This window comes from Pseudomonas putida, assembly GCF_001636055.1.
Lineage (GTDB): Bacteria > Pseudomonadota > Gammaproteobacteria > Pseudomonadales > Pseudomonadaceae > Aquipseudomonas > Aquipseudomonas machongensis.
The window spans coordinates 3,914,114-3,938,036 of sequence record NZ_CP011789.1 but is presented as its reverse complement, the minus strand read 5'-3'; the positions used below and the strand labels follow the sequence as shown (position 1 = coordinate 3,938,036).

Sequence of the window (23,923 nt, the reverse complement as noted above, 5' to 3'; positions counted from 1 at the left end):
CGGCGCATGCCTGCGGATTGCGACCGGCCTAGGGCCTATTTCGCGAACCTTCCTAATACGTCGTAGGACATTTCCGGGGATACCATTTCCCCGGGTTTTGCCGTTGTGTGGCGCCGTCGGTGCTTCTACTCTCCTGGGGCCGGTCGCACATCGTCATCGCGTTTTCAGCCGACGGGCAGAGACACACGCCAGGTTCGCGTGAGTCGGGCTGGAACACGGGCGAGGGTGTGCGACAGGCGCTTTTCAACCAACGCTGGGGGAGCCATGGACAACGACGACCAATCGAATAAGCGCGACGGCCTTAAACTGGTCAGCGCACCCGCACGTATCCGCCGCGAGCCACGCATGGCCTGGGTCCAGGCGATACCCGGGCTGCCGCCGAAGGAAACGCTGATGGAAATTTCCACGCTGCTCGGCTGCGTGACCGAACTCACCCGACGAGCCATCGACAAACCACAGGATGCCGAACCGCTCATGCGCGCCACCCATTACCTGTGCGGCATGAGCAAGGCGATGATCGACGGCCAACTGACCATCGTACGCGGTGAGGTGCCTGTCGAGGAGGGGGCCTAGCGATACCGCAAGCCGTCGATGCAGGACGCATCGGCAAGCAGACACCGGGATTCACGCGGGCAAGCGTGATAGATTCCCCGGCCTCGTAGTTGCAGACCATGGACAGGCCTCGAAATGAGCAGGACCTCGCAATCCGCTACATCCCGGGTGCGCCGCGTGCGCCCGACCTTCGCCCAGGTGTTTCGCAAGAACCTCAAGCGGGTGCTGACGCACTGGACGCCGTTCACCGTGACGCTGGTGTTCCTCGGGACCTTTCTCGGCAGCGTGAGCCTGTACATCTACACCCGGGCCATCGGTCGCGCCGACCTGTTCATGTCGGCGCTGGATTCCAAGTCGTCACTCGCCGCGTGGATGTTCGTGGTCGTCGCGGTGATGTTCTCGCACCTGATCATCCTGATGGGCTCGTCGTGGCTCTACGGCACGGCGGTATCGCTGTTCGGCAGGGTGCGCTGGCTCACCCGCCATGTCGCGCTGTGGCTGGTGATTCCTTTGGTGGTGGGCTACGCCGCCTTCATCGTCCTGGGCTTCTTCTACCATCGAATGCTCAGCCCCGGCGTTGCCATGCTGTTGATCTCGGTAGCCACCGTGCTGGCGTTTGCCGCGCTGTTCTTCTCCCGGTCGTTCAGGTCGTTGTTCGTTCTCGCGGTGCCGAAGAACAAGGGCAAGGCCGATCGCTGGTTTCTTGGGATCTTTCTTTCGTTCACCCTGGTGTTCGCCGTCATCGCCAGTTCGTTGTCGATGCTGTTGATCATCGACACCTACGTCGGGCGGGATAACGAGGCGGCGGTGTCGTTCGTGGCAGGCTTTTCACTGTTCACGCTGCTGATGAGCCTGCTGCCTTCGATGTTGTACTTCGTGTTCAAAGGCGATATCTACCGCAAAGTCGCCGCAGGCATCGGCGGCGCCTTGCTGTTCTTCGTGATCTTCCTCACCACCGCCAAGGGCGCGATGTCGAGCATCACCTATTCGGTGGCCGGCAGCCTGGAAGTACGCCAGGGTTTCTCCCAGCGCTACGTGCTCGATCGCCAGGTGACACTGGCCGATATCGATCCGCTGCTCTGGCACAGCCGTCTGCGTCACGATGGCAAGGTGCAGGTCAGGGCCTACCAGCTGTTCGCCTTCGGTGACCTGCTGTTGCTGTGCCCGCACAGCCTGCTCGGGGCCAAGCTCCACCAACTGCCTGACTACACCCGGCTGTGCATCTTCACCCGCAGCAGCCAGGTGGAGCGTTTGCCGCCGCTGCTGCTGCCAATCGTGCAGCGCGAGCCGCAACGGGCGCAGTGGCAAGAGGCGGCGGAGCGGCGAATGGGCTGGGAGCAGATACGTGGGCAAATGCTGCAGGACAATCGCTAGGCATGCGGCCTTTATCGGCCTGTCACCTGTTCACTCGTAGCTTCGCCAGCGCCCTGAGTCATGACCTCCTGCGCCGGCTGGCTGGCGACGTTGCGGTTGGCCACCCCGAACGGCACATGCACCATCGGCAGGTTACCCGCCGCCGAGAACAGGTGGCTGCGCTGGTCATCGAAGAACATGTGCGGCTTGAGAATGGACAACACGCGGCCCTTCTCCATCCCACCCAGAAAGAACGATTCATCTGGCGAAACGCCCCAGTTTTTCAAGGTGGTCACCACGCGCTCATGGGATGGTGCGTTGCGCGCTGTGACGATGGCAATGCGCAGGATGCGCTTGTAGTCAGGGTCTTGCGCAAGCTTCTGGTCTTCGAGGGTGCGAATGTGCGAGAGCTTGCGGTACAGGTCCGCCAGCGGCCCCGGCTGATGCGGGATGGCCTTGCGGGCGAACTCGTGGGCCTGGAAGTCATGGAGGTTGTTGTGCTGCTTGTAGACCGTCTCGGCTTCGTCGTCGGCGATCACGCCGTCGAAGTCGAAGGCCACGCGCAGTTCGGTGTCGATCTCGTCGTCGTAGATGCGTGTGGGCAGCACCAGGCCGGCGGGATAGTCGGCGTCGATGGCGCGCTGCACGTCTTCTTCGTTGGCGCTGAGGAACAGCGAAGCATTGAAGGCCGGGATGTACTCGTAGGGCGAGCGGCCAGACATGAAGGCCGCGCGGCTGATGTCCAGGCCGTAATGCGTGATAGAGCGAAACACCCGCAGCCCGGTTTCCGGCGAGTTGCGCGACAGCAGCACCACTTCAACTGGCAGTTGCCCGGGAAAGGCCTTGTTGATGCTCAGGAAGCGGCGGATGAACGGAAAAGCCACACCCCTGGGGAACGGATTGTCGAGGTTCGCTTCATGATGCTGGCGATAGGCTTCGACGCCTTCACTTTGATAGATGTCGTCGGACTCAGCGAGGTCGAACAGCGCACTGGAGGCAACGCCGACGACAAGTTTCTGTTCGATGGGGTAGGGCATGGAGAAGTCCTGAACCGATAGGCATCACCGAGACTTGGCGCGGTGCGGCCATGATTGTACTGCCATAAAAGGATAGCTGTGATGCTCAAGGTCTTCGTCAGCGCAAAGCGCTGGAAATCCCGCGGTGCGCAGGTGCAAGTCCGCCACCCAAAGGTGCACGCGTGCATCAAAATGAGATATAAAGCCCACAAATTTTCGCCCTGATCAGTAATTTATGTGCGTGTTGCACATTAATGGATATCGTTAAAGCCCAATTCCCAGTCTGAACATCGTCTACCCTGGATCCGGCCCACTTATTGCTCCGCCAGCGCCAACCCCCCAACACTGGAACACTATAAAAATGAGCTCACCCGGCGAATTCCCCCTGACCGAAGCCCCCCAGCACGCCCGCAAGGGCCTGCTGCCGATTGCCATGGTCCTGTTCAGCTTCACCTTCTTCACCGGCACCATGTTCGCTGGCGGCAAGCTGGGCATGGCCTTCAATTTCGTCGACATGCTGTGGATTGCCACCATCGGCAACACCTTGCTGGCGATCTATGCGGCAACGCTCGCGTTCATCGCCTCGCGCAGTGGCCTGAACACGGTGCTGATGGGGCGTTTCTGTTTTGGTGAATCGGGCAGCCGGCTCTCCGATTTTCTGCTGGGTTTCGCTGAGCTGGGCTGGTACGCCTGGGGGACGGCGACAGTGGCGATCGTGCTGGTCAAGCTGCTGGGGCTGGCCGAGGGCTTGACCATTCCGCTGATGGTGTTGTTCGGATTGGGCTTCAGCATCACTGCGATCATTGGCTTCAAGGGGCTGGATTGGCTGTCGCGGCTGTCGGTGCCCCTGATGTTCGTGCTACTGGTGATTTCGATGGTCATCGCCACCCGGCACGTGGGCGGTTTCGAAGGACTTATGGCCGTGGTGCCGCACGAGGCGATGAGCTTCTCGGCAGCGGTGACCATGGTCTTCGGCACCTTCGCCAGTGGCGCGACCCAGGCCACCAACTGGACACGCCTGTCGCGCAGTGGCCGGGTGGCGGTCACGGCCAGCGTCGTGGCGTTCCTGGTGGGCAACGGCCTGATGGTGGTGGCAGGCGCCTGGTGCGCGATGGTCTACCAGCAAGCCGACATCGTCGAAGTGATGATGCTGCAGGGCCTGTCGTTCGCCGCCGTGGTGATGCTGTGCCTGAACCTCTGGACCATTCAGGGCCCGACCATCTATAACGTCGCGGCGGCGACCTGCCACCTGGTGCGCAGCGAGCGCCGTCGTACTGCGACGCTGGTGGCGGCCGGCGTGGGCATCGTGCTGGCGATCGGTGGCATGTATGAATGGCTGATTCCATTCCTGGTGCTGCTGGGTTCGATCATTCCGCCGGTCGGCGGGGTGATCATGGCCGACTTCTGGTACCGCCACCGTGGCAAGTATCCGACCCTGGCTTCGGTCAGCCTGCCGCGCTACAACCGCGCCGGCCTGTTCGCCTACGCAGTGGGGGCGGTGCTGGCCTACAGCTCGCCGTGGGTCGCCCCGCTGGTGGGTATCGGTGCTTCGGCGCTGTGCTACATCGTCCTGCTTGAAGTCGGTGCGCGCGTGCGCCCCGTGGCACAGGCCAAGCCGTGAGCCTGGCACTCGATGAGCTGCTGGGGCTGCCCGGTCTCGAAGAGATGACCGTGCGGGCCGGTGCACGCAACCTGCAGCGGCGGGTGCGCTGGCCTTACGTGGCGGAGAACGAAGGCATTGCCGAATGGGTGATGGGCGGCGAACTGGTGTTCGTCACCGGTATCAACCATCCGCGTGGCGAGGCCAACCTGCTGAGCCTGGTGGAGGATGGCGATGCTGTCGGTATTGCCGGCATGGTGATCCTCACCGGCGGCACCTTCATCCAGCACATCCCGGCGGCGGTGGTCGAGCGTGCCGAACAGTTGGGGCTGCCGCTGATCGAGCAGCCCTACGCCTTGAAGATGGTGGTGGTCACCCACCTGATCGGCACGGCGCTGGTGCAGATGGGCCAGGTGCGGCGCTCGCGTGACGACATTCTCGGCCAGCTGTTGACCGGCGACTACCCGAGCCTGGCCATTGCCCGCCAGCGCGCTGCACACCTGCAGCTGGCGCTGGACGAGCCCCGCCGTGTGGTCGCGCTGCGGCTGTCGGCGGTCGATGGCCTGTTCGAGCGGCATCGACCGGAGCAGGCCGAACGCCTGTGGCAGAACACCCGTCAGGCGCTCGAAGAGCAACTGGAGGCCTGGTGCCGCACGGTTGCGGGGGCGGTCATGGCGCAATTGCCAGGTGACCTCTTCGTGCTGCTGCTGCCCGACGCACCGGACTTGCGCCCAGCGCTCGCAGCCTTGTATCGGCAACTGGCCGAGGTGACCGGCGAGATGGCGCTGTTCATGGGCCTGTCGTGCCTGGCCGAAGACTGCGCCCACTACCGTCAGGCCTTGGGCGAGGCGCGCCAGGCTCTCGAAGTAGCACAGAACATGCGCCCGGCTACTGGCCTGTGCGATTTCAGCGAGCTGGGTGTGTTGCGCCTGCTGCAGGGGATTGCCGACCGTTCGCTGATCGACAACTTCGTCGCCCAGACCCTCGGCCCGCTGATCGAAGCCGGGCGCAAGCATCCCTACGCCCTGGTGCACACCCTCGATGTACTGCTCAAGGAAAACGGCAACGGCGCCCAGGCGGCGCAACGCCTGGGCGTACACCGCAACACCATCATCCAGCGTATTCAACGCATCGAGCAGTTGAGCGGACAGTCGCTCGATGACTCGCTTTTCCGCATGAATGCTTCCGTCGCGCTGCTGATCTGGCGCATGAGCGAAAGCCAAGGCAAGGAGTAACCCCATGAATATCATCAACGCCCGCCTGCGCGGCAAGACCGGCCTGTTCCGGATCGAGCTCGATGGCGATCGCATTGCCGCCATCGAACCCCAGAACGCGGCGGTTGCACTGAGCAACGCTGCGGACATCGATGCGGCGCAGAACCTGGTGATCCCGCCCTTCATCGAGCCGCACATCCACCTCGACGCCACCCTGACCGCCGGCGAGCCGCGCTGGAACATGAGCGGCACGCTGTTCGAGGGTATCGAGTGCTGGGCCGAGCGCAAGGCCATCACCACCCACGAAGACATCAAGGCCCGTGCCAAGAAGACCATTGGCGCATTGGTCGACCACGGCATCCAGCACGTGCGCACCCACGTCGATGTCACCGACCCGACGCTGGTGGCGCTCAAGGCGATGGTCGAGGTGCGCGAAGAGGTCCGGCACTTGGTCGACCTGCAGATCGTCGCCTTCCCCCAGGAGGGAATCGAGTCGTACGCCAACGGTCGCGAACTGATGACCGAAGCGGTCGCGCTGGGCGCCGATGTGGTCGGCGGCATTCCGCATTTCGAGAACACCCGTGACCAGGGTGTGTCGTCGGTCAAGTTCCTGATGGACCTGGCCGAGCGCACCGGTTGCCTGGTGGATGTGCACTGCGACGAAACCGATGACCCGCAGTCGCGCTTTCTCGAAGTACTCGCCGAAGAGGCGCGGGTGCGCAACATGGGCGAGCGCGTCACTGCCAGCCACACCGTGGCCATGGGCTCCTACGACAATGCTTACTGCTACAAGCTGTTCCGCCTGCTGAAGATGTCGGGCATCAACTTCGTGTCCTGCCCGACCGAGAGCATTCACCTGCAAGGGCGTTTCGACAACTTCCCGAAACGCCGTGGCGTGACCCGGGTGGCTGAGCTCGATCGCGCCGGCATGAACGTGTGCTTCGGTCAGGATTCGATCGTCGATCCGTGGTACCCGCTGGGTAATGGCAACATCCTGCGCATCCTTGAAGCGGGCCTGCACATCTGCCACATGCTCGGCTATGAAGACCTGCAGCGGGCGCTGGACCTGATCACCGACAACAGTGCGCGCACCCTGAACCTGGGCGAGCGCTACGGCATCGAAGTGGGGCGTCCCGCGAACTTGCTGGTGCTGTCGGCGCCGGATGACTACGAGATGATCCGTAGCCAGGGATATGCGCTGGTCTCGGTGCGTGGCGGCAAGGTGCTGATGCGCCGTACTCCGGCGCAGGTCGAGCGCTTCGCCTGAGGCGCTGTGTGGGGGCAACTGCTTGCCCCCACACATCACTGTTCACCCACCGCCTGTGGCAGGTGCCCGAGCGGCAATCCCGTCTGTTCCTTCACCGTGGTAATCGCAAAATTGCTGCGGATGTCCGTCACCCCCGGCACCTTGAGCAGCGCCTCCATCAGGAACCGCTCATAGGCCCGCAGGTCCGGCACCACCACCTGCAGCAGAAAATCCGACTCGCCCGATACCAGGTGGCATGAGACCACTTCGCTCAACGCCGAGACCGCCTGGCGAAAGGCGGCCGACGATGCCTCGGTGTGCCGCTCCACCTTCACCCCAACGAATACCGTCAACCCCAGCCCCACGCCATCGCGGTCGATCTGTGCCTGATAGCCACGGATGATTCCGGCCTCTTCCAGCAGGCGTACGCGGCGCAGACACGGGGAGGGTGACAGGCCGACTTCCTCGGCCAGTTGCACATTGGTCAGGCGTGCGTCGCGCTGCAAGGCGGCAAGAATCCGGCGGTCAAGGTTGTCGAGTTTCATTTTTGGCATTTATCCGTTTTTTTGAAATCGTTATTGGCACGATATGCCAATAATCCTCTCGCGTGTAGTGAACTACGCAACGCACGCCGGCGCGCTGCTCGTTAAGCTTTCAAGCCAATGATCCCTTGCAGGCAGGAGAGGCGAAGATGGCGAATCTGGAGCTGTTCATTGGCGCGCTGGTCGCGGTGTGCCTGGTCCCGGGGGCGGACATGGTGCTGGTGCTGCACACCTCGAGTACCCAGGGCCGCGCTTATGCAGTAGCGACCGCAGTAGGCCTTGCGATTGCGCGAGCGGTACACGTGACCCTGGCTGCATTGGGGCTGGCGGTACTGCTCAAGACGGTCGGTTGGGCCTTCGAGCTGGTACGCGTGGTGGGCGTGGTGTACCTGATCTGGCTGGGGCTGCGCATCGCTCGTGCGCCCAGCCTGGTGCCTGATCTCAACGGTGCAGACATGCCAGTGGCTCGACGCGCGTACGGCACGGCGGTGTGGCGTGGGCTGCTGACCAATATCAGCAATCCCAAGGCGTTGTTGTTCTGTTCGGTCCTGCTACCGCAGTTCATCGATGCCAGTGTTGGCGAGGTCGGTGGGCAGTTCTTGCTGCTGGGTGTGGTGCTGGTGATCGTCGGGCTGTTGTTCGACCTGTTCTACGCCCTGATCGGCGCTGCACTGGGCTACTGGATGGCGCGCAATCCGAAGGTCGAGGTGGTGCAGCGCTGGACCTTCGCCAGCCTGTTGATCGGTTTTGGCCTGCGCCTGGCGTTGATCGGTCGTCCGCAGTGAGTGCAGCTTGGTCTAGAATGCCGCTTTCCTTCGCTCGACGGACTGGCCATGGACCCGCTCTACCTCATCGCTCTGGGCGCTTGTGTCGCCGGTTTCGTCCAGGGGCTTTCCGGTTTTGCCTTCGGCATGGTCGCCATGTCGTTCTGGGCCTGGGGCCTGGAGCCACGCCTGGCGGCGTCGCTCACGGTGTTCGGCAGCCTCACCGGGCAGTTGATTGCGGTGTTCACCGTTCGCCGCGGTTTCAGTTGGCGGTTGCTCTGGCCCTTCGTGTTGGGTGGGCTTGCGGGCATCCCGCTGGGTGTGTGGGTACTGCCCTACCTGGACATGCTCTGGTTCAAGGCAGTGTTCGGCACCCTGCTGGTGCTGTGGTGCCCACTGATGCTGCTGGCGCCGCGCCTGCCCAGGGTGCCGGGCAATCGCCTGGCGGACGGTGCGGTGGGTATGGTTGGCGGTGTGCTCGGTGGCATCGGTGGTTTCACCGGCACCGTACCGACCTTGTGGTGCACGGTGCGCGGCTTTGACCGCGACACCCAGCGCGCGGTCATTCAGAACTTCAACCTGTCGATGCTGGCGGTGACCATGCTCACTTACCTGGGCACCGGTGTGGTGACCTCGGCGATGCTGCCCTGGTTCGGCGTGGTCGCCCTGGCCATGCTGATCCCTACGGTACTGGGCACGCGGGTCTACCTGGGCATCAGCGAAGCGGCGTTTCGCCGGCTGGTGCTGGGGCTGCTGACCTTGTCGGGGATAGCCATGCTGGTGGCGTCGGTGCCGGTGTTGCTGGGGCGCTGAACGCTTGCCTATGGGCGGTTTACTTGGCACGCTTGGCCCCGGTCTGCAAACGCACATGCCGCGATACAAGGAACCGCCAAGGTGAGTTGGGAAAAAGTCGGGAAAGCCCTCGCGGGCCTGCTGGTCATCGTCGTCGCCGGCGCGGCGCTTTATGCGTCGCTCAAGGACGATCGTAGCCTGAAGGCCTATGTCGCCTACGAGGCCCTGACCTACCCCAGCCAGTTCAACGAGCGCATCGGCCAGGCCCGTGAGCAACTCAAGTACGAGCGGCTGTTCGCCGGGGTCGAGGCGCTGGCCAAAGGTGCATTGAGTCGCGATCAGGTTGAGGCCCTGGTGGCCCAGGCGCAGACGCCCTACATGCAACTATTCGCCAAGCCCTTCGAGGCGGGGCTGGTGGACCATCGCACCGGGCTGTTCATCACCTTGCGCAATACGCGTGACGAACCACTCAAACAAGTACACATCCGCCTGCCAGCCAAGGGCCTGGTGCAGGTGCGCGATGACGCCGGGGACGACAGCATTCCCGAGAACGCCACCAACATCATCGAGATCCCGTCCATCGAGGCCGGTGGGGTGTGCCGGGTGTGGGTGTACTTCGATGCCGACATCTCGCAGATCACCCAGGGCGGTATCAGCATCGTGCATGCCGAGGGGCCGGCGCAAATTCAGGTAATGCGTGAGGTGAGTGGCTTCGAGGCGACGATGGCACGTTATGGGCAGATACTGGTCGGCCTGGTCGTAGCGTCTGGTGTGCTGGTGCTGGGGCTGGCTTATGTCATCGTGCGTCAGCGGCGTCGTTTGCGCCGGTTGCGCGGCTGAGGTTCGGCAGCGCCTCGTCCACCAGTTCGATCCAGTGCCGAACCGGTGTTCGGCCAGCGCTGTCGAGGTGATGCTGGCAACCGATGTTGGCGGTGACGATCACCTCGGGGTTGCCACTCTCCAACGCGTTCAGACGGTTGTCGCGCAACCGGCGTGACAGCAGCGGCTGGGTCAACGAATAAGTACCCGCCGAACCACAGCACAGATGACCATCCGGCACCGAGGCCAGGCTGAAGCCCAGGCGCTGCAGCACGCTCTCGACTGCACCAGCAAGCTTTTGCGCATGCTGCAGCGTGCACGGGCAATGGAAGGCCAGGCGCTGGTCAGCCTGGATGCCCAACTGCTCCAATGGCTCTTCGCGCAACACCTGGACCAGGTCCCGGGTCAGTTCGCTGATGCGTGCGGCCTTGGTGGCGTAGGCCGGATCGGCCGCCAGCAGGTGCCCATAGTCACGCACGAAGGCACCGCAGCCGCTGGCTGTCTGCACGATGGCTTCGGCGCCGGCTTCTACCGCCGGCCACCAGGCGTCGATGTTGCGTCGAGCCCGGGCAAGGCCTCTGGCCTGTGCATCGAGGTGGTAGTCCACGGCGCCACAACATCCCGCTTCACGGGCCGCGATCACCGAAATCCCCAGGCGATCCAGCACCCGCGCTGCCGCCGCGTTGGTGTTGGGCGACAGCGCCGGTTGCACGCATCCTTCGAGCATCAGCACCCGACGCGCGTGCTGGACCTTGGGACGCGGCTTGAGTGCAGGCTCATGGCGCGGCAGCTTGGCCCGCACCGGCTTCGGCAGCAGTGGCCGAAAGGCCCTGGCTGTGCGGGTCAGGGCCTTGAACAACGCAGGCCTGGGGACGAACAGGCGCAATCCGTGGCGTAACAGGCGCTCGCCCAGCGGCCGCGGCACCTGCGCGTCGACCACGGCACGACCGATGTCCAGCAGGTTGTGATACTCCACCCCGGACGGGCAGGTGGTCTCGCAGTTGCGACAGCTCAGGCAGCGGTCCAGGTGAGTCTGGATGCTGGCGGTGGCCGGTTGCCCTTCGAGTAGCAGCTTGATCAGGTAGATGCGCCCACGCGGCCCATCCAGCTCATCGCCCAGCAGTTGATAGGTCGGACAGGTGGCGGTGCAGAAGCCACAGTGCACGCAACTGCGCAGGATACGCTCGGCCTCGTCGGCCCGTGGCAGGCGCTTGGCCTGTTCGCTCAGGTTGGTCTGCATGGCTGGCCCTCATATGTCGGCATACAGGCGGCCGGGGTTGAAGATGCCGCGAGGATCGAGTTGTCGCTTGAGGTTGCGCTGGTACCGCAGCAATGGCTCGGGCAGTGGATGGAACCCGGCGCTGTGGCAGGCATGCAGCGTGGCATGGCCGCCGAGGCCTGCGACGGCTTCGCGGATGACGCTGGGCGAGGCGGCCGATTTCAACCAGCGTTGGGCGCCACCCCAGTCGAGCAACTGGCGGCCGGGCAGGCTGAGCGGTGGGCTGTTATGCGGCAGTGACAGGCGCCACAGGGGCTCGTCAGCGGCGAAGAAGGCCAGGCGTTGTTCACGCAGGTCATGCCAATAGCGGTTGTCCAGCACCGCGCCGCCCAGGCGCTCGGCGGCAGAGGCCACGGAGCCTTCCCCGCCTTCCAGGCGCAGGTACAGGGCGTCGCCGTCATGGCAGGCGGCTGTGATCGGCAGTGCTTGCTGACCCCAGGCTGCCAGCTCGCCCAGGGCTTGCCGAAGATCCATCGACAGGCGCAGGCTCTGGCAAGTGCGCGGTCGCGGCAGCACCTTCAGCGATACCTCGGTCAATACCCCCAGGCAGCCGAAACTCCCGGCCAACAGGCGCGACAGGTCGTAGCCCGCGACGTTCTTCATCACCTCGCCACCGAAGCGCAACAGCTTGCCGTGCCCGGTGATGACTCGGGTGCCGAGCAGATGGTCGCGTACCGAGCCCGCCCAAGGCCGACGTGGCCCTGCCAGCCCGGCCGCGACCATCCCGCCCAGCGTGGCGCCGTCGCCCAGGTGTGGTGGTTCGAACGGCAGCATCTGCCCGGCCTCGTACAGCACAGCCTCGATCTCGCGCAGCGGCGTGCCGGCGCGTGCCGTGAGTACCAGCTCGGTGGGGTCGTAGCTGACGATGCCGCGATGGCTGCGGGTGTCGAGGGTCCGGCCGTCGACCGGACGACCGAGCATGGCTTTGCTGTCGCTGCCCTGGATACGCAATGGCGTACGCTGCTCGAGGGCCTGGCGCACCTGCTCAAGCAGGCCGGCGCTGGCATCGTGATCCTGATCCATCAGAAACGCTCCAGGTCGGGGAAGGGTAACTGGCCGTGGTGCACGTGCATCGCGCCGAATTCGGCGCAGCGCTGCAGGGTCGGGATGTTCTTGCCAGGGTTGAGCAAGCCCAGCGGGTCGAAGGCGTGCTTGACCGCATGGAACAGCGTCAGCTCGTCGGCGTTGAATTGCGCGCACATCTGGTTGATCTTCTCGCGTCCCACGCCGTGCTCGCCGGTGATGCTGCCGCCCACCGCCACGCACAGTTCCAGGATCTTGCCGCCGAGGGCCTCGGCGCGCTCCAGCTCGCCGGGCTGGTTGGCGTCGAACAGGATCAAGGGGTGCATGTTGCCGTCGCCGGCATGGAACACGTTGGCCACGCGCAAGCCATACTCGCGCGACAGCTCGCCGATGCCGTGCAGCACCCCCGCCAGTGCCCGGCGCGGGATGGTGCCGTCCATGCAGTAGTAGTCGGGGGAAATGCGCCCTACCGCCGGAAAAGCGTTCTTGCGGCCTGCCCAGAAGCGCACGCGCTCAGCCTCGTCACGCGCCAGGCGTACCTCGCTGGCGCCGGCTGTCTTGAGCACGGCCTCGACGCGCAGGCAGTCGTCGTTCACGTCTGCGTCCACGCCGTCGAGTTCGCACAGCAGGATGGCGGCGGCCTCGGCCGGGTAGCCTGCGTGGATGAAGTCTTCGGCGGCCCGTAGCGACAGGTTGTCCATCATCTCAAGGCCTGCGGGAATGATGCCTGCGCCGATGATGTCGGCCACCGCACGAGCGGCCTTTTCCACGCTGTCGAAACTGGCCAGCAACACCCGCGCCACCTGTGGCTTGGGCAGCAGCTTGACGGTGACTTCGGTGACGATGCCCAGCAAGCCTTCGGAGCCGGTGAACAGCGCCAGCAGGTCGAAGCCTGGGGCGTCCAGGGCATCGCTGCCCAGCGTCAGGTATTCGCCCTCGATGGTGAGGACTTCGACCTTGAGCAGGTTGTGCACGGTCAGGCCGTACTTCAGGCAATGCACGCCCCCGGCGTTTTCCGCGACATTGCCGCCGATCGAGCAGGCGATCTGCGACGAGGGATCGGGCGCGTAGTAAAGACCGTGTGGCGCCGCTGCCTGGGAGATCGCAAGGTTGCGTACACCTGGTTGGACACGGGCGAAGCGACCTGCTGGATTGATCTCAAGGATGCGATTGAAGCGCGCCATCACCAGCAGAATCCCCTGCGCCAGCGGCAGAGCTCCGCCCGACAGGCCGGTACCGGCTCCGCGGGCCACCACTGGCACCTGGTGCGTGTGACAGATCTTCAGCAACGCCTGAACCTGTTCCAGGCGTTGGGGCAGCACCACCAGCAATGGCACCACGCGGTAGGCGCTGAGGCCGTCGCATTCGTAGGGGCGCAGGTCTTGCTCGGTGTGCAGGATGTCGAGGTCGGGCAGGGCGCTGCGCAGGGTGTCCAGCAGGGCGGCCTTGTCGACCGTGGACAGTGCGCCGTCCAGGCGCTCGTCGTACAGGATGTTCATGGGGCGGACTACCAGGCACTTGTCGTTGTTGTGCGGGGAAGGATAGCTACCCTTCGGCCTGGTGCACCCTTCAGTGGGCGTTCTGGGTGAGGCGAATGATCTGCCGGGCCAGATACGCACCGGTCAGGATCACCCCGAACAGGCGCAGCGTCTGCATCGCCAGGACCATGCCGACATCGGCGTGGGTTTCCACCGCGATGATCGCCATCGCATCCAGGCCGCCGGGGCTGGTGGCCAGGTACATGGACAGGAAGTCGGTGCCGGCGAGCCGTGCCAGCAGCCAGGCGCAGCCCGCGCAGAGCAGGATTAGCACCACGGCGCCGGCGATCATGGTGGGCAGGCGCTTCCACACATAGCGCACGGTCTGGCGGTCGAAGCGCAGGCCGATGTAGCAGCCGATGGCGCCGTAGGCGATGGCCAGCACTTCGCTGGGCAGACTGACGTGCAACACCCCCGTCAGTTGCAGCACTGCGCCAAGCATCAACGGCATCAGCAGGGCGCCGGCGGGCATCTTCGAACCAACGGCAACGCCCACCAGCACCACGCCAAGACCGAGCAGCAGGTTGCCCAGTTGCACGCTGTCGGCGACCACCGCGGCTTGGGCCGCGTCGCCAGCAACGCTGGTGGCGCCCAGTAGGTGACTGACCAGCGAGCCGATCATCACCACACACACCACACGCACGTACTGCATGGTGGCCACCACGCGTCCGTCGGCGCCGTTGTCTTCGGCCATCGACACCATCGCCGAGGCTGCGCCCGGCGCAGTACCCCAGGCCGCCGTGCTGCCGGGAATGCCGCCGAAGCGCACGGTACCGAGGCCGACCAGGGCGCTGAGCACCACCGTGACGAAGGTGGCGAACAGCATCAGCGGCCAGGCGTCGGCCAGCGAGGCGAGCACTGACCAGGTCACCGAGTGCGCCACCAGCAGCCCGACACAGCCCTGGCCGAAGCGGAACACTTGGCGATGCAGGCGCAGTTGCGCGCCGGATACACCGAAGACGATGGCCATCAGCATGGGGCCGAGAAACAGCCCGGCCGGCACGGCGAGGGCGTGAAGGAGCTGCCCGGCGGCGCCAGCACAGAGGATCAGCGCGAGCCATCGCAAAATCAGGGTGGGGGACGCGTTCTTTGCTGCTTGGGGGGGTAGGGTGGTGGGCAAGTCGATCTCCCTGTACGGCGAGAGCCAGAGGTGGCTGACAGAGAAAATTATCGACCTGTGAATTGATCAAGTCTATTTTCTACTTTCTATGAATCCATAACTGAAATTCATCGATCATGGACCTACGTGACCTGACTTACTTCGCCACCATTGCCGAGCTCGGCCACCTGGGGCGCGCCGCACAGCAGCTCAACCGCAGCCAACCGGCGCTGAGTAAAAGCATCCAGCGCCTGGAAGAATCGTTGGGCGCGCGGCTGTTCCAGCGTGATGGCCGGCGCATCAAACTGACCGATGCTGGCGCGTTGTTGCTGGCGCGCGGCAAGCAGTTGCAGGTGAGCATCGCCGAGACCGAGCGTGAAGTGCGCGACTTCGCCAGCGGCCTGGTGGGCAACATCCGTTTGGGCTGTGCCGCGAGCATGGCCGAGCACCTGCTGCCGCAACTGACCGCTTCGCTGCTGGAGCGAGCGCCGCAACTGACCTTGAAGCTGTCGATCGGCCAGGACGACATGCTCAAGGACTCGCTGCGCTCAGGGCGGCTGGACGCAATCATCTGCGGCTTGATCGTCGATGACCCGCAGTTTTGTTCCTACCCGATCCTGCAGGACGAAGCGGTGGTGGTGGCCAGCGCCGATCACCCGGTGTTCTCGGGTGATGTGCAGTTGAAGGACCTGTGCAACTACCGTTGGGTGCTGGCAGCTCCCACGGTGACGGCGCGACGCTGGATCGACAATGTGTTCAGCAGCCACCAGTTGCCGCTGCCCGAGGTGCAGATCGAGACCAACTCGATCTCGCTGCTGCCTCGGCTTATTGCCAAGACCCGTCTGCTGAGCTTTGCCGCACGCGAGACACTGGAGCATGGCCTGGGCATGTCGTGGCTGCGCGAAGTGCCGCTGGAGGCCACCACCATGCGCCGCACGGTCGGGGTGACGGTGCGCGCCGAAGGCTACCTGCCGCCAGCGGCGGGGGCGATGGTGGAGTTGTTGAGAAATGCCGGGGATGGGTTCTTTCGCGGTGATTGATCGGTTTGGCGCTGGCCATGCTGGTATTTGCGCTCAAACCCGACCTCCCGGCCCCGGCTCACATGGGCAACAACCGATCCTGGATCACTTCCTTCATCACCAGCGTGGAGCTCAGCCGTTTCACATTGGGAATGCTGGTGAGGATTTCGTCATACAGCTTCTGGAACGCCGGCAGGTCCTTGGCCACCACATGCAGCAGGTAATCCGGATCGCCGAACAGGCGCTGCGCCTCGACGATCTGCGGCACCTCGGTCACCGCCGCTTCGAAGTCGGCCACTGGCTGGCGGGTCACCTCGCGCAGGGTGACGAACACCAGCGCCGCAAAATTCAGGCCCACCGCCGAAGGCGCCAGGCGTGCGTGGTAACCGAGGATCGCCCCGGACGCTTCCAGCGCCTTGAGCCGACGATGGCAGGGCGAGAGGCTCAGGCCAACGCGGTCGGCCAACTCGGTGACCGACAGGCGACCGTCCTTTTGCAGTTCGGCAAGGATTTTTCGATCAGTGCGATCCATGGGGAAGAATCTTCCAGGCTCTCTAAGGGTGTCGGCAATATACGAAAGATAATCCCCGCGCGGAATCCGTAATCTTCCTTTCAACCAGACCTCTGAAAGGAACACCCGAAATGACCCTCAGTGTATTGGCCGCGTTCTGGGCCGTGTCGTTGCTGTTCGTCATCACCCCCGGCGCCGACTGGGCTTATGCGATCTCGGCCGGGATGCGCGGGCGTTGGGTGATGCCGGCAGTGGCCGGGATGTTGTCTGGGCATTTCATGGCCACCCTGGTGGTGGCGGCCGGGGTCGGTAGCCTGATCGCAGGGCACCCGCTGGCACTGACGCTGCTGACCCTTGCCGGTTGCCTGTACCTGCTGTGGCTGGGGGGCAACCTGTTGCTCAAGCCGGCGGCGCCGCAGGCGGGAGTGGTTCAGGCGGGAGAGACCGGTTCGCGCTGGGCGCTGCGCGGATTTTGTGTCAGCGGGCTCAACCCGAAGGTGTTCCTGCTGTTCCTGGCCTTGTTGCCGCAATTCACCGACCCCACCTCCAACTGGCCGCTGCCGCTGCAGATCCTGCTGCTGGGGCTGGTGCACCTGTGCAGTTCGCTGGTGATCTACCTGATGGTCGGCTACGGCGCCAAGGCCGTGCTGCGCACCCGGCCACAGGCGGCGCAGATCGTCGGGCGGGTGTCGGGCGCGGTGATGATCGCGATCGCGCTGGGTCTGATTGTCGGGCAGTTCGGATGAATGCCTGGATTTGCAGGGGCAGCCGTTCCACGATGGCCTCGACAGCGGATACACTTCGCGCTCCCCTCGCACGCCAAGGATGCGCCCGATGCCTGAGTTATCCCACCTGCTGGCTTTTGCCCTGATCGCACTAGGCATGGTCCTGACCCCCGGCCCGAACATGGTCTACCTGATCTCCCGCTCGATCTGCCAGGGGCGGGTTGCCGGGTTGATCTCGCTGGGCGGCGTGGCCATGGGCTTCGTCTTCTACATGCTCTGCGCCGCACTGGGCATCACCGCACTGGTGATGGCCGTGCCCTACGCCTATGACGCACTGCGCATCGGTGGCGCGCTGTACCTGCTGTACCTGGCCTGGCAGGCACTCAAGCCAGGCGGGCGTTCGCCGTTCCAGGTCCGCGACCTGCCGGCCGACAGCCCGCGGCGGCTGTTCATGATGGGTTTTCTGACCAACCTGCTGAACCCCAAGATCGCGGTCATGTACTTGTCGCTGATGCCGCAGTTCATCGAGCCGGGCCATGGCAGCGTACTGCTGCAATCGCTGGTGCTGGGCTCCACGCAGATCGTCATCAGCGTCACGGTCAATGCGATCATCGCCCTGATGGCCGGCTCCATTGCCGTTTTTCTCGCCGGTCGGCCACTGTGGCAGCAGGCTCAGCGCTGGTTGATGGGGACAGTATTGGCCGCGCTGGCGGTGCGCATGCTGGCTGAAGGGCGTCGCTGAACGCGCTGATGCGAAGTCGGATGGAACGTCTGTGCTGCGCTGATTTCATATCCTCAGATACTCAATACAGTGCCCGGAAACACTGATGGTCTGCATGACATGAAATCACTACAGGACGGTGATACCGAACACGCTCGGCCCCCGGCGCCCGCCTTTCTGATCAACGGCGGCACGGTCGGCTCGCTGTTGCAGAGCCTGGAATGGACCGAGTCGCCGCTTGGCGCCCCAGGCACATGGTCATTCAGCCTGCAGACGCTCATGGCGACTATCCTCCCGGCCAAGGCCCAGATCGTGCTGTTCTGGGGGCCGGAGTACGTGGCGCTCTACAACGATGCCTACGCCCCGACCATCGGTGCCAAGCACCCACGTGCGCTAGGGCGGCCTGCCCGCGAGCACTGGAGCGAGTTGTGGGACGATCTCGAACCGTTGCTACGCAATGTGCGTGACACCGGCGAGACCTTCTCGGCGCGCGACCGTCCGTTCTATATCGAGCGCCGGGGCCTGGGCGAGACAGCCTATTTCGATGTCTCCTATTCGGCGGTACGCGAGGCCGATGGCAGCGTGGGTGGGGTGCTGTGCATCGTCACCGAAACCACCGAGCGCGTTCAGTTCGAGCGGCGCCAGGCGTTCCTGCTGGCGTTGGGCCGGGCGCTTCCGGGGATGGACGAACCCGAGGCGATCGAGACCTTTGCCACGCGCCTGCTCGGTGAGGAGCTGGGCGCCTGCCGGGTGTGCTTTGCCGAGGATCTGGGCGATGACGAGCGCTATGTCGTCGCCCGTGACTGGGTCGATGGGGTGCCGTCGCAAACAGGGGAGCACTTCTGGCGCGGACATGACGGGTTGTTGCGCGAGCAACTTCAGGCGGGGCATGGGGTTCATGACGACTATCCGGCTGGCGCCTCCAGAGACCTGTGCGCCAGCCTGAAGGTGCCGCTGCTGCGCAGCGGTGTGCTCGACGCCATGCTGTGTGTCTACTTCAATCGCCCTCATGCGTTCGTCGACGATGAATGTCAGCTGGTGGAAGAGGCGGCCAAGCTGGCCTGGTCTGCGATCATCCATGCCCGCTCGGAGCGAGCGTTGCGCGCCAGCTCCGCGCACCTGGAGGCAACGCTGGCCGAGCTGATGACGCTCAACGCCACGCTGGAGGAGCGGGTTGCCAGCATGCTGGCCGAGCGTGAGTCCGACCTCATGCAGTTGCATGAAGCACGCAAGATGGAGGCCGTCGGCCAACTGACCGGCGGCATTGCCCATGACTTCAACAATATGCTCACCCCGATCATTGCCTCACTGGAGCTGATCGCCCGGCGGCCGGACGACGCGGCGCGTTCGACGCGTCTGATCGAGGGCGCCCTGCAGGCGGCGGAGCGGGCACGCAGCCTGGTCGGCCGTCTGCTCAGCTTTGCCCGGCGCCAGACCCTCAAGCCTGAGCCCGTCTGCCTGGCTGCACGGATCGGTGACATGCACGGATTGATCATGCGCTCGCTGGGGCCGACCATTGAGGTACAGGTCGATGTCGACCCGGCGCTGCCGGCAGCGGTGGTGGACCCGCATCAACTGGAGCTTGCGCTGCTCAACCTGGTGCTCAACGCGCGCGATGCGATGCCAGGCGGTGGCAGGTTGAGGATTCGTGCGGGGCTGGACGCAGCACGGGCAGCAGATCGGCCTGCAGGGCCTGGGCAAGGGGCGATGGTGTGGCTGGAGGTGGCCGATAGCGGCTGCGGTATGAGCGATGAGGTGCTGGCGCGCTGCTGCGAGCCATTCTATTCCACCAAGGGCGCGGGCAAGGGCACCGGGCTTGGCCTGCCGATGGTGCAGGGGCTTGCACTGCAGTCTGGCGGCGGGTTTGCCATTCGTTCGCAGCCGGGGCAGGGGTCGACAGCGACATTGTGGCTGCCGACCACTGACGCCGAAACCCTGTGTCGGGATGACCCGGTGGACGAAGTGTCCAGGCCGACGCGCCCGGTCAGGGTATTACTGGTGGATGACGAAGCCATCGTGCTCCATGCCACGGCAATGCAACTGCGTGACTTGGGGTATGAAGTGAAAGCGGTCTTGAGTGCGGCCGAAGCCGAGCAGGTGCTGGAGCAGGGATTCGCCGTGGAAGTGCTGGTAACCGACCAGATGATGCCCGAGCGGACCGGCGCCGAGTTCGCCCAGGCGCTGCGGCAGCGTATGCCGGCGCTGCCGGTGTTGATCATCACCGGCTATGCCAACCTCACGCCACGTGAGCTCTGTGGCTTCGAGGTGTTGCGCAAGCCGTTCCGCCGGGCGGAGTTGGCGCAGAGCCTGGCGCGCTTGCTGCCGCTGGTTTACGCGCAATCCGAGGGCTGACGTCGTTTCCTGTGGGGGCGGACCCTGCAGACTCCAGTTGCAAAGACCCAGCGCCCACTGATCCCATCGCACAAATACTGTGCAAGGCCGTTGCAGCTACTGCGTGAGCACCTGATCCAGCAACTGGCACACCTGCTCGGCCGAATACGGCTTGGCCAGGAAGGCGAAGCCCTGATGCCCCCCTTCGGCAATGGCATCGCTGTAGCCGGAGGTGAGGATCACCGGCAGTTGCGGCCTGGTGCGGCGCAGTTCCCGGGCCAGAGCCAGGCCGCCCATACCGGGCATTACCACGTCGGAGAACACCACATCGAAGCCTTGCGGTGTCATGTGCAACTGCGCTAGTGCATCCTCGGCACTGGTCGCCCAGCTGATCTGGTAGCCATGATCCTTGAGTATCTGCGCGGTAAAGCTGCCGACGTCGCGGTTATCCTCCACCACCAGGATGCGCCGCGGCCGGCTGTCGACCGGGGCATTTGCAGCGCTGGCGAGGCTCTGTTCGGTTTCCGGGGGCGAGACCTGAGGCAGGTACAGGGTGAAGGTAGTGCCCTGGCCCGGCACGCTGGTGACCTGCACGTCGCCGCCGGACTGCTTGACGAAGCCGAACACCTGCGACAGGCCCAGGCCGGTGCCATGGCCCGAGGCCTTGGTGGTGAAAAACGGGTCGAAGATGCGCTCCAGCAGTTCATGGGCAATCCCGATGCCGCTGTCGATCACCGAGATCGCCGCGAACACCCCAGGCTGCCCCGCGTGCCCACGTTGCGCCGGCATCAGCTGGTCTGGCCGCAGGTGCAGGCGCAGCGTGCCTTCGCCGTTCATGGCGTCGCGGCCGTTGATCATCAGATTGATCACCGCCGTTTCCAGCTGGCCAAGGTCGGCGCGGATATGGCAGGGCGTCTCGGGCAGATCCAGTTTGACCTGGATCCGTGCGCCGGTAGCAGTGTCGAGCATGTCGGCCATGGCTTCCAGTCGCGGGCCCACTTCGAACACCTGTGGGCTCAGGGCCTGGCGGCGGGCGAAGGCGAGCAGTTGGCCGGTGAGCTTGGCGCCGCGATCGACGGTGTCTGACACGGTCTTGAGGTAGCGCTGGCGGCGACTGTCATCCAGTTCCGGGCGCTGCAGGAAATGCAGCGACGAGCGGATGATGGTCAGCAGGTTGTTGAAGTCGTGGGCGACACCACCGGTGAGCTGGCCGATGGCTTCGAGCTTCTGGGTCTGGCGCAGTACAGCCTCGGTGTGCAGCAACTGTGCGGTACGTTCTTCGACACGCTGCTCAAGGGTAGTGTTGAGCGATTCGAGCGCCTGCATCGCTTCGCGTACTTCGGCATGCGCCTGAACCCGCTGGATGTGCGCCCAGCTACGCTCGGTGACTTCGCTGATCAGCGCCCGCTCGTAGCCGGTCCAGGCACGCGGCTGCTTGTCATGGATGGCCATCAGCGCCGTCAGGCGCCCATCCTTGATCAGCGGCATGCAGATGGTCGCAGTGATGCCGATGGCCTGGAAGGTCGCGGCCTCCTGCGGTTCGAGCTCGCTGAAGTTGTCGTTGATCACCAGCGCCAGGCCTGCGCGCAGGCGCTGTACGGCCAGGCGGCCGAAGTCGGCGAGACGATATTGGCCGAGCAGACGCGGCGAGCCGGGCGTGACCCAGTCTCCGCAGATGGTGAAACTGTCCTGATCGGGCTCCACCACTGCGTAGGCGCAGCTTGACAGGCGCAGGTGCTCGCCCAGCTTGCGGGTGGTGATGGCCAGGATCCGGTCCGGCTCGGTGGCGTTGGCCACGGCGCGGCCAAGGTCGTCGAGGAAGTTGAGGCGGCGGTTGGCGACCACGCTGGCGGTGGTTTCGGTGACAGTGTCGAGCATGCCGACGATCTGGCCGTCCTGGTCGCGGATCGGGCTGTAGCAGAAGGTGAAATAGGCACGTTCCGGCCCGTTGTGGCGGTCGATGATCAGCGGGAAGTCTTCGATGTACACCGCCTCGCCGTCCAGGGCGCGGCGGGTCATGGCACCGATATCGTTCCAGGCTTCATGCCAGACGTGGCTGAAGGGGCGACCCAGGGCCGGAGGCTTGTCGCCGAGGATTTCGCTGAAGGCGTCGTTGTGCAGGGTGATCAGGTCATCGCCCCACAGCACCGCCTGCGGGAAGCGCGAGGCCAGGCACAAGGCCACGGTGGTCTTGAGCACGTCGGGCCAGGCATCAATTGCGCCCAGGGGCGTTTTCGCCCAGTCGTGGTTGCGGATGCGTTCGGCCATTAGCCCGCCGCCATCCAGCCATTTCGCCATGAGGTTTGCCGCTTCGTTTGCGTGGAGGGGATAGGGTGCACCGAGAATGTCGGGCTGGCGAGCGATTTGTGAGGCTGTTTGGGTACTGGGTCGACCCGCGACAGCGGCGGGTCTGCTCAGCGCATGAAATGCACCTTGCCGGTGTCGTCATTGCCCATGTAGATGCCATACACCCCGGCCTGGCGTTCGAGGATGTAGCGCTCGAGGATCTGGCGGATCGCCGGGTAGTAGATCGCGTCCCAGGGAATGTCCTCGGGCGCGAAGAAGCGGTAGTCGAGAGTCTCGGGGCCGAACTGGCCGGTCTCCTGGGTGGCGATGGCGCGGAAGATGATGTACACCTCGCTGATCTTCGGCACGCTGAAGATCGAATACGGCGAGATGATGTCAGCGCGCACGCCGGTTTCTTCCCAGACCTCGCGCAGCGCCGCCTGCTCGGTGGTTTCGCCGGCCTCCATGAAGCCTGCGGGCAGGGTCCAGGTACCAGGACGTGGCGGGATGGCGCGCTGGCACAGCAGGTACTTGCCGTCGCGTTCGATGATGCAGCCGGCGATGATCTTCGGGTTGATGTAGTGGATGTAGCCGCAGGCGGGGCAGTGCAGGCGCTCGTGGGTGTCGCCGGTGGGAACGCCCCGGTCCAGTGCCGTGGTGCATTGCGGGCAGTAGCGCGGGGCGTTGGGCATGATCGGTGGCCTGTGGGGGGTTAAATGCGTGGATCCTTCAGCGCCAGGGGCTCGACCATGTCGCGGACCTTGGCATTGTCGTCCTGCTTCTGACGCAGGTAGTCCAGTGCCACCTTGGCGGCGGCGCGTACATGGTCGACCGAGGCCTGGTGAGCGGCCAGCGGGTCGCCGCTCTTGATCGCCTCGACCATCTTCTCCATTTCACGGTTGCTGGCGCCGCGGCGGTTTTCCTGCGAGACCGAGGTGGCGCGCAGGTAGCTGATACGTGCCTGCAACTGGCGCAGCTGGGTAGCGGCGACGTGGTTGCCGGAGCCTTCGAGCAGCACGTCGTAGAAGCCCTGTACCGAATCGAGCACCTGCTGCAGCTCGCCTTCCTCTAGCGCCTCGCGGTTCACGTCCAGGGCGCGCTCCAGGGCGCGGATGTCCTTGGCTTTGGCGTTGAGGGTAAACAGTTGGACGATCAGGCCTTCGAGCACGCAGCGCAGCTCGTAGATGTCGCGGGCGTCTTCCAGGGTGATGATGGCTACCCGCGGGCCCTTGGCATCGGCGAACTCCACCAGGCCCTCGGACTCGAGGTGGCGCAGGGCTTCACGCACCGAGGTACGGCTGACGCCGAGACGATCGCACAGGTCGCGCTCGACCAGGCGGTCGCCCGGCAGCAGGTGGAAGTTCATGATCGCCCCGCGCAGCTTGTCGAGCACGATTTCGCGGAGCGTGACGGGGTTGCGGTTGACCTTGAAGCTGTCGTCGAGTGGCTGGCGTTTCATCAGGTGCGCTCTTTATGAGGCTGTTGCGCCAACG

Annotated in this window: 22 protein-coding genes; 12 read left to right on the top strand and 10 right to left on the bottom strand. The window is 64.6% G+C overall.

All coding sequences use genetic code 11. The features are described 5' to 3' along the window. The first annotated feature begins 264 nt into the window (after window positions 1–264). Together AB688_RS17440 and AB688_RS17435 are read left to right on the top strand one after the other, a co-directional pair. Window positions 265–573 carry a DUF3077 domain-containing protein gene (locus AB688_RS17440; protein WP_063545296.1) on the top strand — a complete coding sequence of 103 codons (309 nt, stop codon included), beginning with the start codon at window positions 265–267 and terminating at the stop codon, window positions 571–573. Window positions 574–687: 114 nt separating this feature from the next. Then, window positions 688–1,926: a hypothetical protein gene (locus AB688_RS17435; protein WP_155738213.1), complete on the top strand. Its 1,239-nt coding sequence runs from the start codon at window positions 688–690 to the stop codon at window positions 1,924–1,926. A gap of 11 nt (window positions 1,927–1,937) precedes the next feature. Here the strand turns inward: AB688_RS17435 and AB688_RS17430 are convergent, their stop codons facing one another. Further along, window positions 1,938–2,942, bottom strand: a complete 1,005-nt coding sequence (locus tag AB688_RS17430; protein WP_063545294.1) for a 5'-nucleotidase — start codon at window positions 2,940–2,942, stop codon at window positions 1,938–1,940. A 340-nt stretch (window positions 2,943–3,282) separates the two neighbouring features. On the opposite strand from AB688_RS17430, the gene codB reads away from it, so the two are divergent. Genes codB through codA form a run of 3 tightly spaced genes read left to right on the top strand, consistent with a single transcriptional unit; the run spans window position 3,283 to window position 7,002 of the window. Then, window positions 3,283–4,542: a cytosine permease gene (gene codB, locus AB688_RS17425; protein ID WP_054892038.1), complete on the top strand. Its 1,260-nt coding sequence runs from the start codon at window positions 3,283–3,285 to the stop codon at window positions 4,540–4,542. Beyond that, window positions 4,539–5,756 carry a PucR family transcriptional regulator gene (locus AB688_RS17420; protein ID WP_054892037.1) on the top strand — a complete coding sequence of 406 codons (1,218 nt, stop codon included), beginning with the start codon at window positions 4,539–4,541 and terminating at the stop codon, window positions 5,754–5,756. Before codB ends, AB688_RS17420 begins: the two co-directional genes overlap by 4 nt. A gap of 4 nt (window positions 5,757–5,760) precedes the next feature. After that, window positions 5,761–7,002 carry a cytosine deaminase gene (gene codA / locus AB688_RS17415; protein ID WP_063545293.1) on the top strand — a complete coding sequence of 414 codons (1,242 nt, stop codon included), beginning with the start codon at window positions 5,761–5,763 and terminating at the stop codon, window positions 7,000–7,002. A gap of 35 nt (window positions 7,003–7,037) precedes the next feature. Here codA and AB688_RS17410 read toward each other — a convergent pair whose 3' ends face one another. Further along, complete coding sequence (locus tag AB688_RS17410; protein ID WP_063545292.1) at window positions 7,038–7,526, bottom strand: Lrp/AsnC family transcriptional regulator; 489 nt, start codon at window positions 7,524–7,526, stop codon at window positions 7,038–7,040. A gap of 146 nt (window positions 7,527–7,672) precedes the next feature. Here AB688_RS17410 and AB688_RS17405 point away from each other — a divergent pair, with 146 nt between their 5' ends. From AB688_RS17405 to AB688_RS17395, 3 genes are all read left to right on the top strand, one after another. Next, a complete protein-coding gene (locus AB688_RS17405; RefSeq protein ID WP_054892034.1) occupies window positions 7,673–8,308 on the top strand; it encodes a LysE family translocator in 636 nt (211 codons plus the stop codon). 48 nt (window positions 8,309–8,356) lie between these two features. Beyond that, window positions 8,357–9,100: a sulfite exporter TauE/SafE family protein gene (locus AB688_RS17400; RefSeq protein WP_054892033.1), complete on the top strand. Its 744-nt coding sequence runs from the start codon at window positions 8,357–8,359 to the stop codon at window positions 9,098–9,100. Window positions 9,101–9,181: 81 nt separating this feature from the next. Beyond that, the gene (locus tag AB688_RS17395; protein ID WP_063545291.1) at window positions 9,182–9,919 is read left to right on the top strand and encodes a hypothetical protein; all 738 of its coding nucleotides are present in this window, start codon (window positions 9,182–9,184) and stop codon (window positions 9,917–9,919) included. On the opposite strand, the gene glcF is transcribed toward AB688_RS17395, so the two are convergent. From glcF to AB688_RS17375, 4 genes are all read right to left on the bottom strand, one after another. Beyond that, the gene (gene glcF / locus AB688_RS17390; protein ID WP_063545290.1) at window positions 9,876–11,138 is read right to left on the bottom strand and encodes a glycolate oxidase subunit GlcF; all 1,263 of its coding nucleotides are present in this window, start codon (window positions 11,136–11,138) and stop codon (window positions 9,876–9,878) included. The two genes, AB688_RS17395 and glcF, sit on opposite strands and share 44 nt — an antisense overlap. 9 nt (window positions 11,139–11,147) lie before the next feature. Further along, the gene (gene glcE / locus AB688_RS17385) at window positions 11,148–12,200 is read right to left on the bottom strand and encodes a glycolate oxidase subunit GlcE (protein ID WP_063545289.1); all 1,053 of its coding nucleotides are present in this window, start codon (window positions 12,198–12,200) and stop codon (window positions 11,148–11,150) included. Then, window positions 12,200–13,699, bottom strand: coding sequence for a glycolate oxidase subunit GlcD (gene glcD, locus AB688_RS17380; protein ID WP_063545288.1), 1,500 nt, complete (start codon window positions 13,697–13,699; stop codon window positions 12,200–12,202). The genes glcE and glcD overlap by 1 nt, the downstream gene beginning before the upstream one ends. A gap of 70 nt (window positions 13,700–13,769) precedes the next feature. Then, window positions 13,770–14,858 (bottom strand): AbrB family transcriptional regulator, encoded by a 1,089-nt coding sequence (locus AB688_RS17375; RefSeq protein ID WP_081255256.1) that lies wholly within the window; start codon window positions 14,856–14,858, stop codon window positions 13,770–13,772. A 116-nt stretch (window positions 14,859–14,974) separates the two neighbouring features. On the opposite strand from AB688_RS17375, the gene AB688_RS17370 reads away from it, so the two are divergent. Then, a complete protein-coding gene (locus AB688_RS17370; RefSeq protein WP_063545287.1) occupies window positions 14,975–15,877 on the top strand; it encodes a LysR family transcriptional regulator in 903 nt (300 codons plus the stop codon). 58 nt (window positions 15,878–15,935) lie between these two features. On the opposite strand, the gene AB688_RS17365 is transcribed toward AB688_RS17370, so the two are convergent. Further along, window positions 15,936–16,388: an Lrp/AsnC family transcriptional regulator gene (locus AB688_RS17365; RefSeq protein ID WP_054892027.1), complete on the bottom strand. Its 453-nt coding sequence runs from the start codon at window positions 16,386–16,388 to the stop codon at window positions 15,936–15,938. 110 nt (window positions 16,389–16,498) lie between these two features. Between AB688_RS17365 and AB688_RS17360 the strand changes: the two genes are divergently transcribed. The 3 genes from AB688_RS17360 to AB688_RS17350 all read left to right on the top strand — a co-directional run bounded on the left by AB688_RS17360 (window position 16,499) and on the right by AB688_RS17350 (window position 20,165). Further along, complete coding sequence (locus AB688_RS17360) at window positions 16,499–17,113, top strand: LysE family translocator (RefSeq protein WP_054892026.1); 615 nt, start codon at window positions 16,499–16,501, stop codon at window positions 17,111–17,113. Between the two features lie 88 nt (window positions 17,114–17,201). Further along, window positions 17,202–17,834 carry a LysE family translocator gene (locus AB688_RS17355; protein WP_054892025.1) on the top strand — a complete coding sequence of 211 codons (633 nt, stop codon included), beginning with the start codon at window positions 17,202–17,204 and terminating at the stop codon, window positions 17,832–17,834. 99 nt (window positions 17,835–17,933) lie between these two features. Continuing rightward, window positions 17,934–20,165, top strand: coding sequence for an ATP-binding protein (locus AB688_RS17350; protein ID WP_063545286.1), 2,232 nt, complete (start codon window positions 17,934–17,936; stop codon window positions 20,163–20,165). A gap of 96 nt (window positions 20,166–20,261) precedes the next feature. Here the strand turns inward: AB688_RS17350 and AB688_RS17345 are convergent, their stop codons facing one another. The 3 genes from AB688_RS17345 to AB688_RS17335 form a co-directional block, all read right to left on the bottom strand. After that, on the bottom strand, window positions 20,262–22,442 hold the full coding sequence (locus AB688_RS17345; protein WP_063545285.1) for an ATP-binding protein: 2,181 nt from the start codon (window positions 22,440–22,442) through the stop codon (window positions 20,262–20,264). Between the two features lie 116 nt (window positions 22,443–22,558). Continuing rightward, complete coding sequence (locus AB688_RS17340; protein WP_063545284.1) at window positions 22,559–23,122, bottom strand: NUDIX hydrolase; 564 nt, start codon at window positions 23,120–23,122, stop codon at window positions 22,559–22,561. 20 nt (window positions 23,123–23,142) lie between these two features. Next, window positions 23,143–23,889 (bottom strand): GntR family transcriptional regulator, encoded by a 747-nt coding sequence (locus tag AB688_RS17335; protein WP_054892021.1) that lies wholly within the window; start codon window positions 23,887–23,889, stop codon window positions 23,143–23,145. Window positions 23,890–23,923 lie beyond the last annotated feature (34 nt).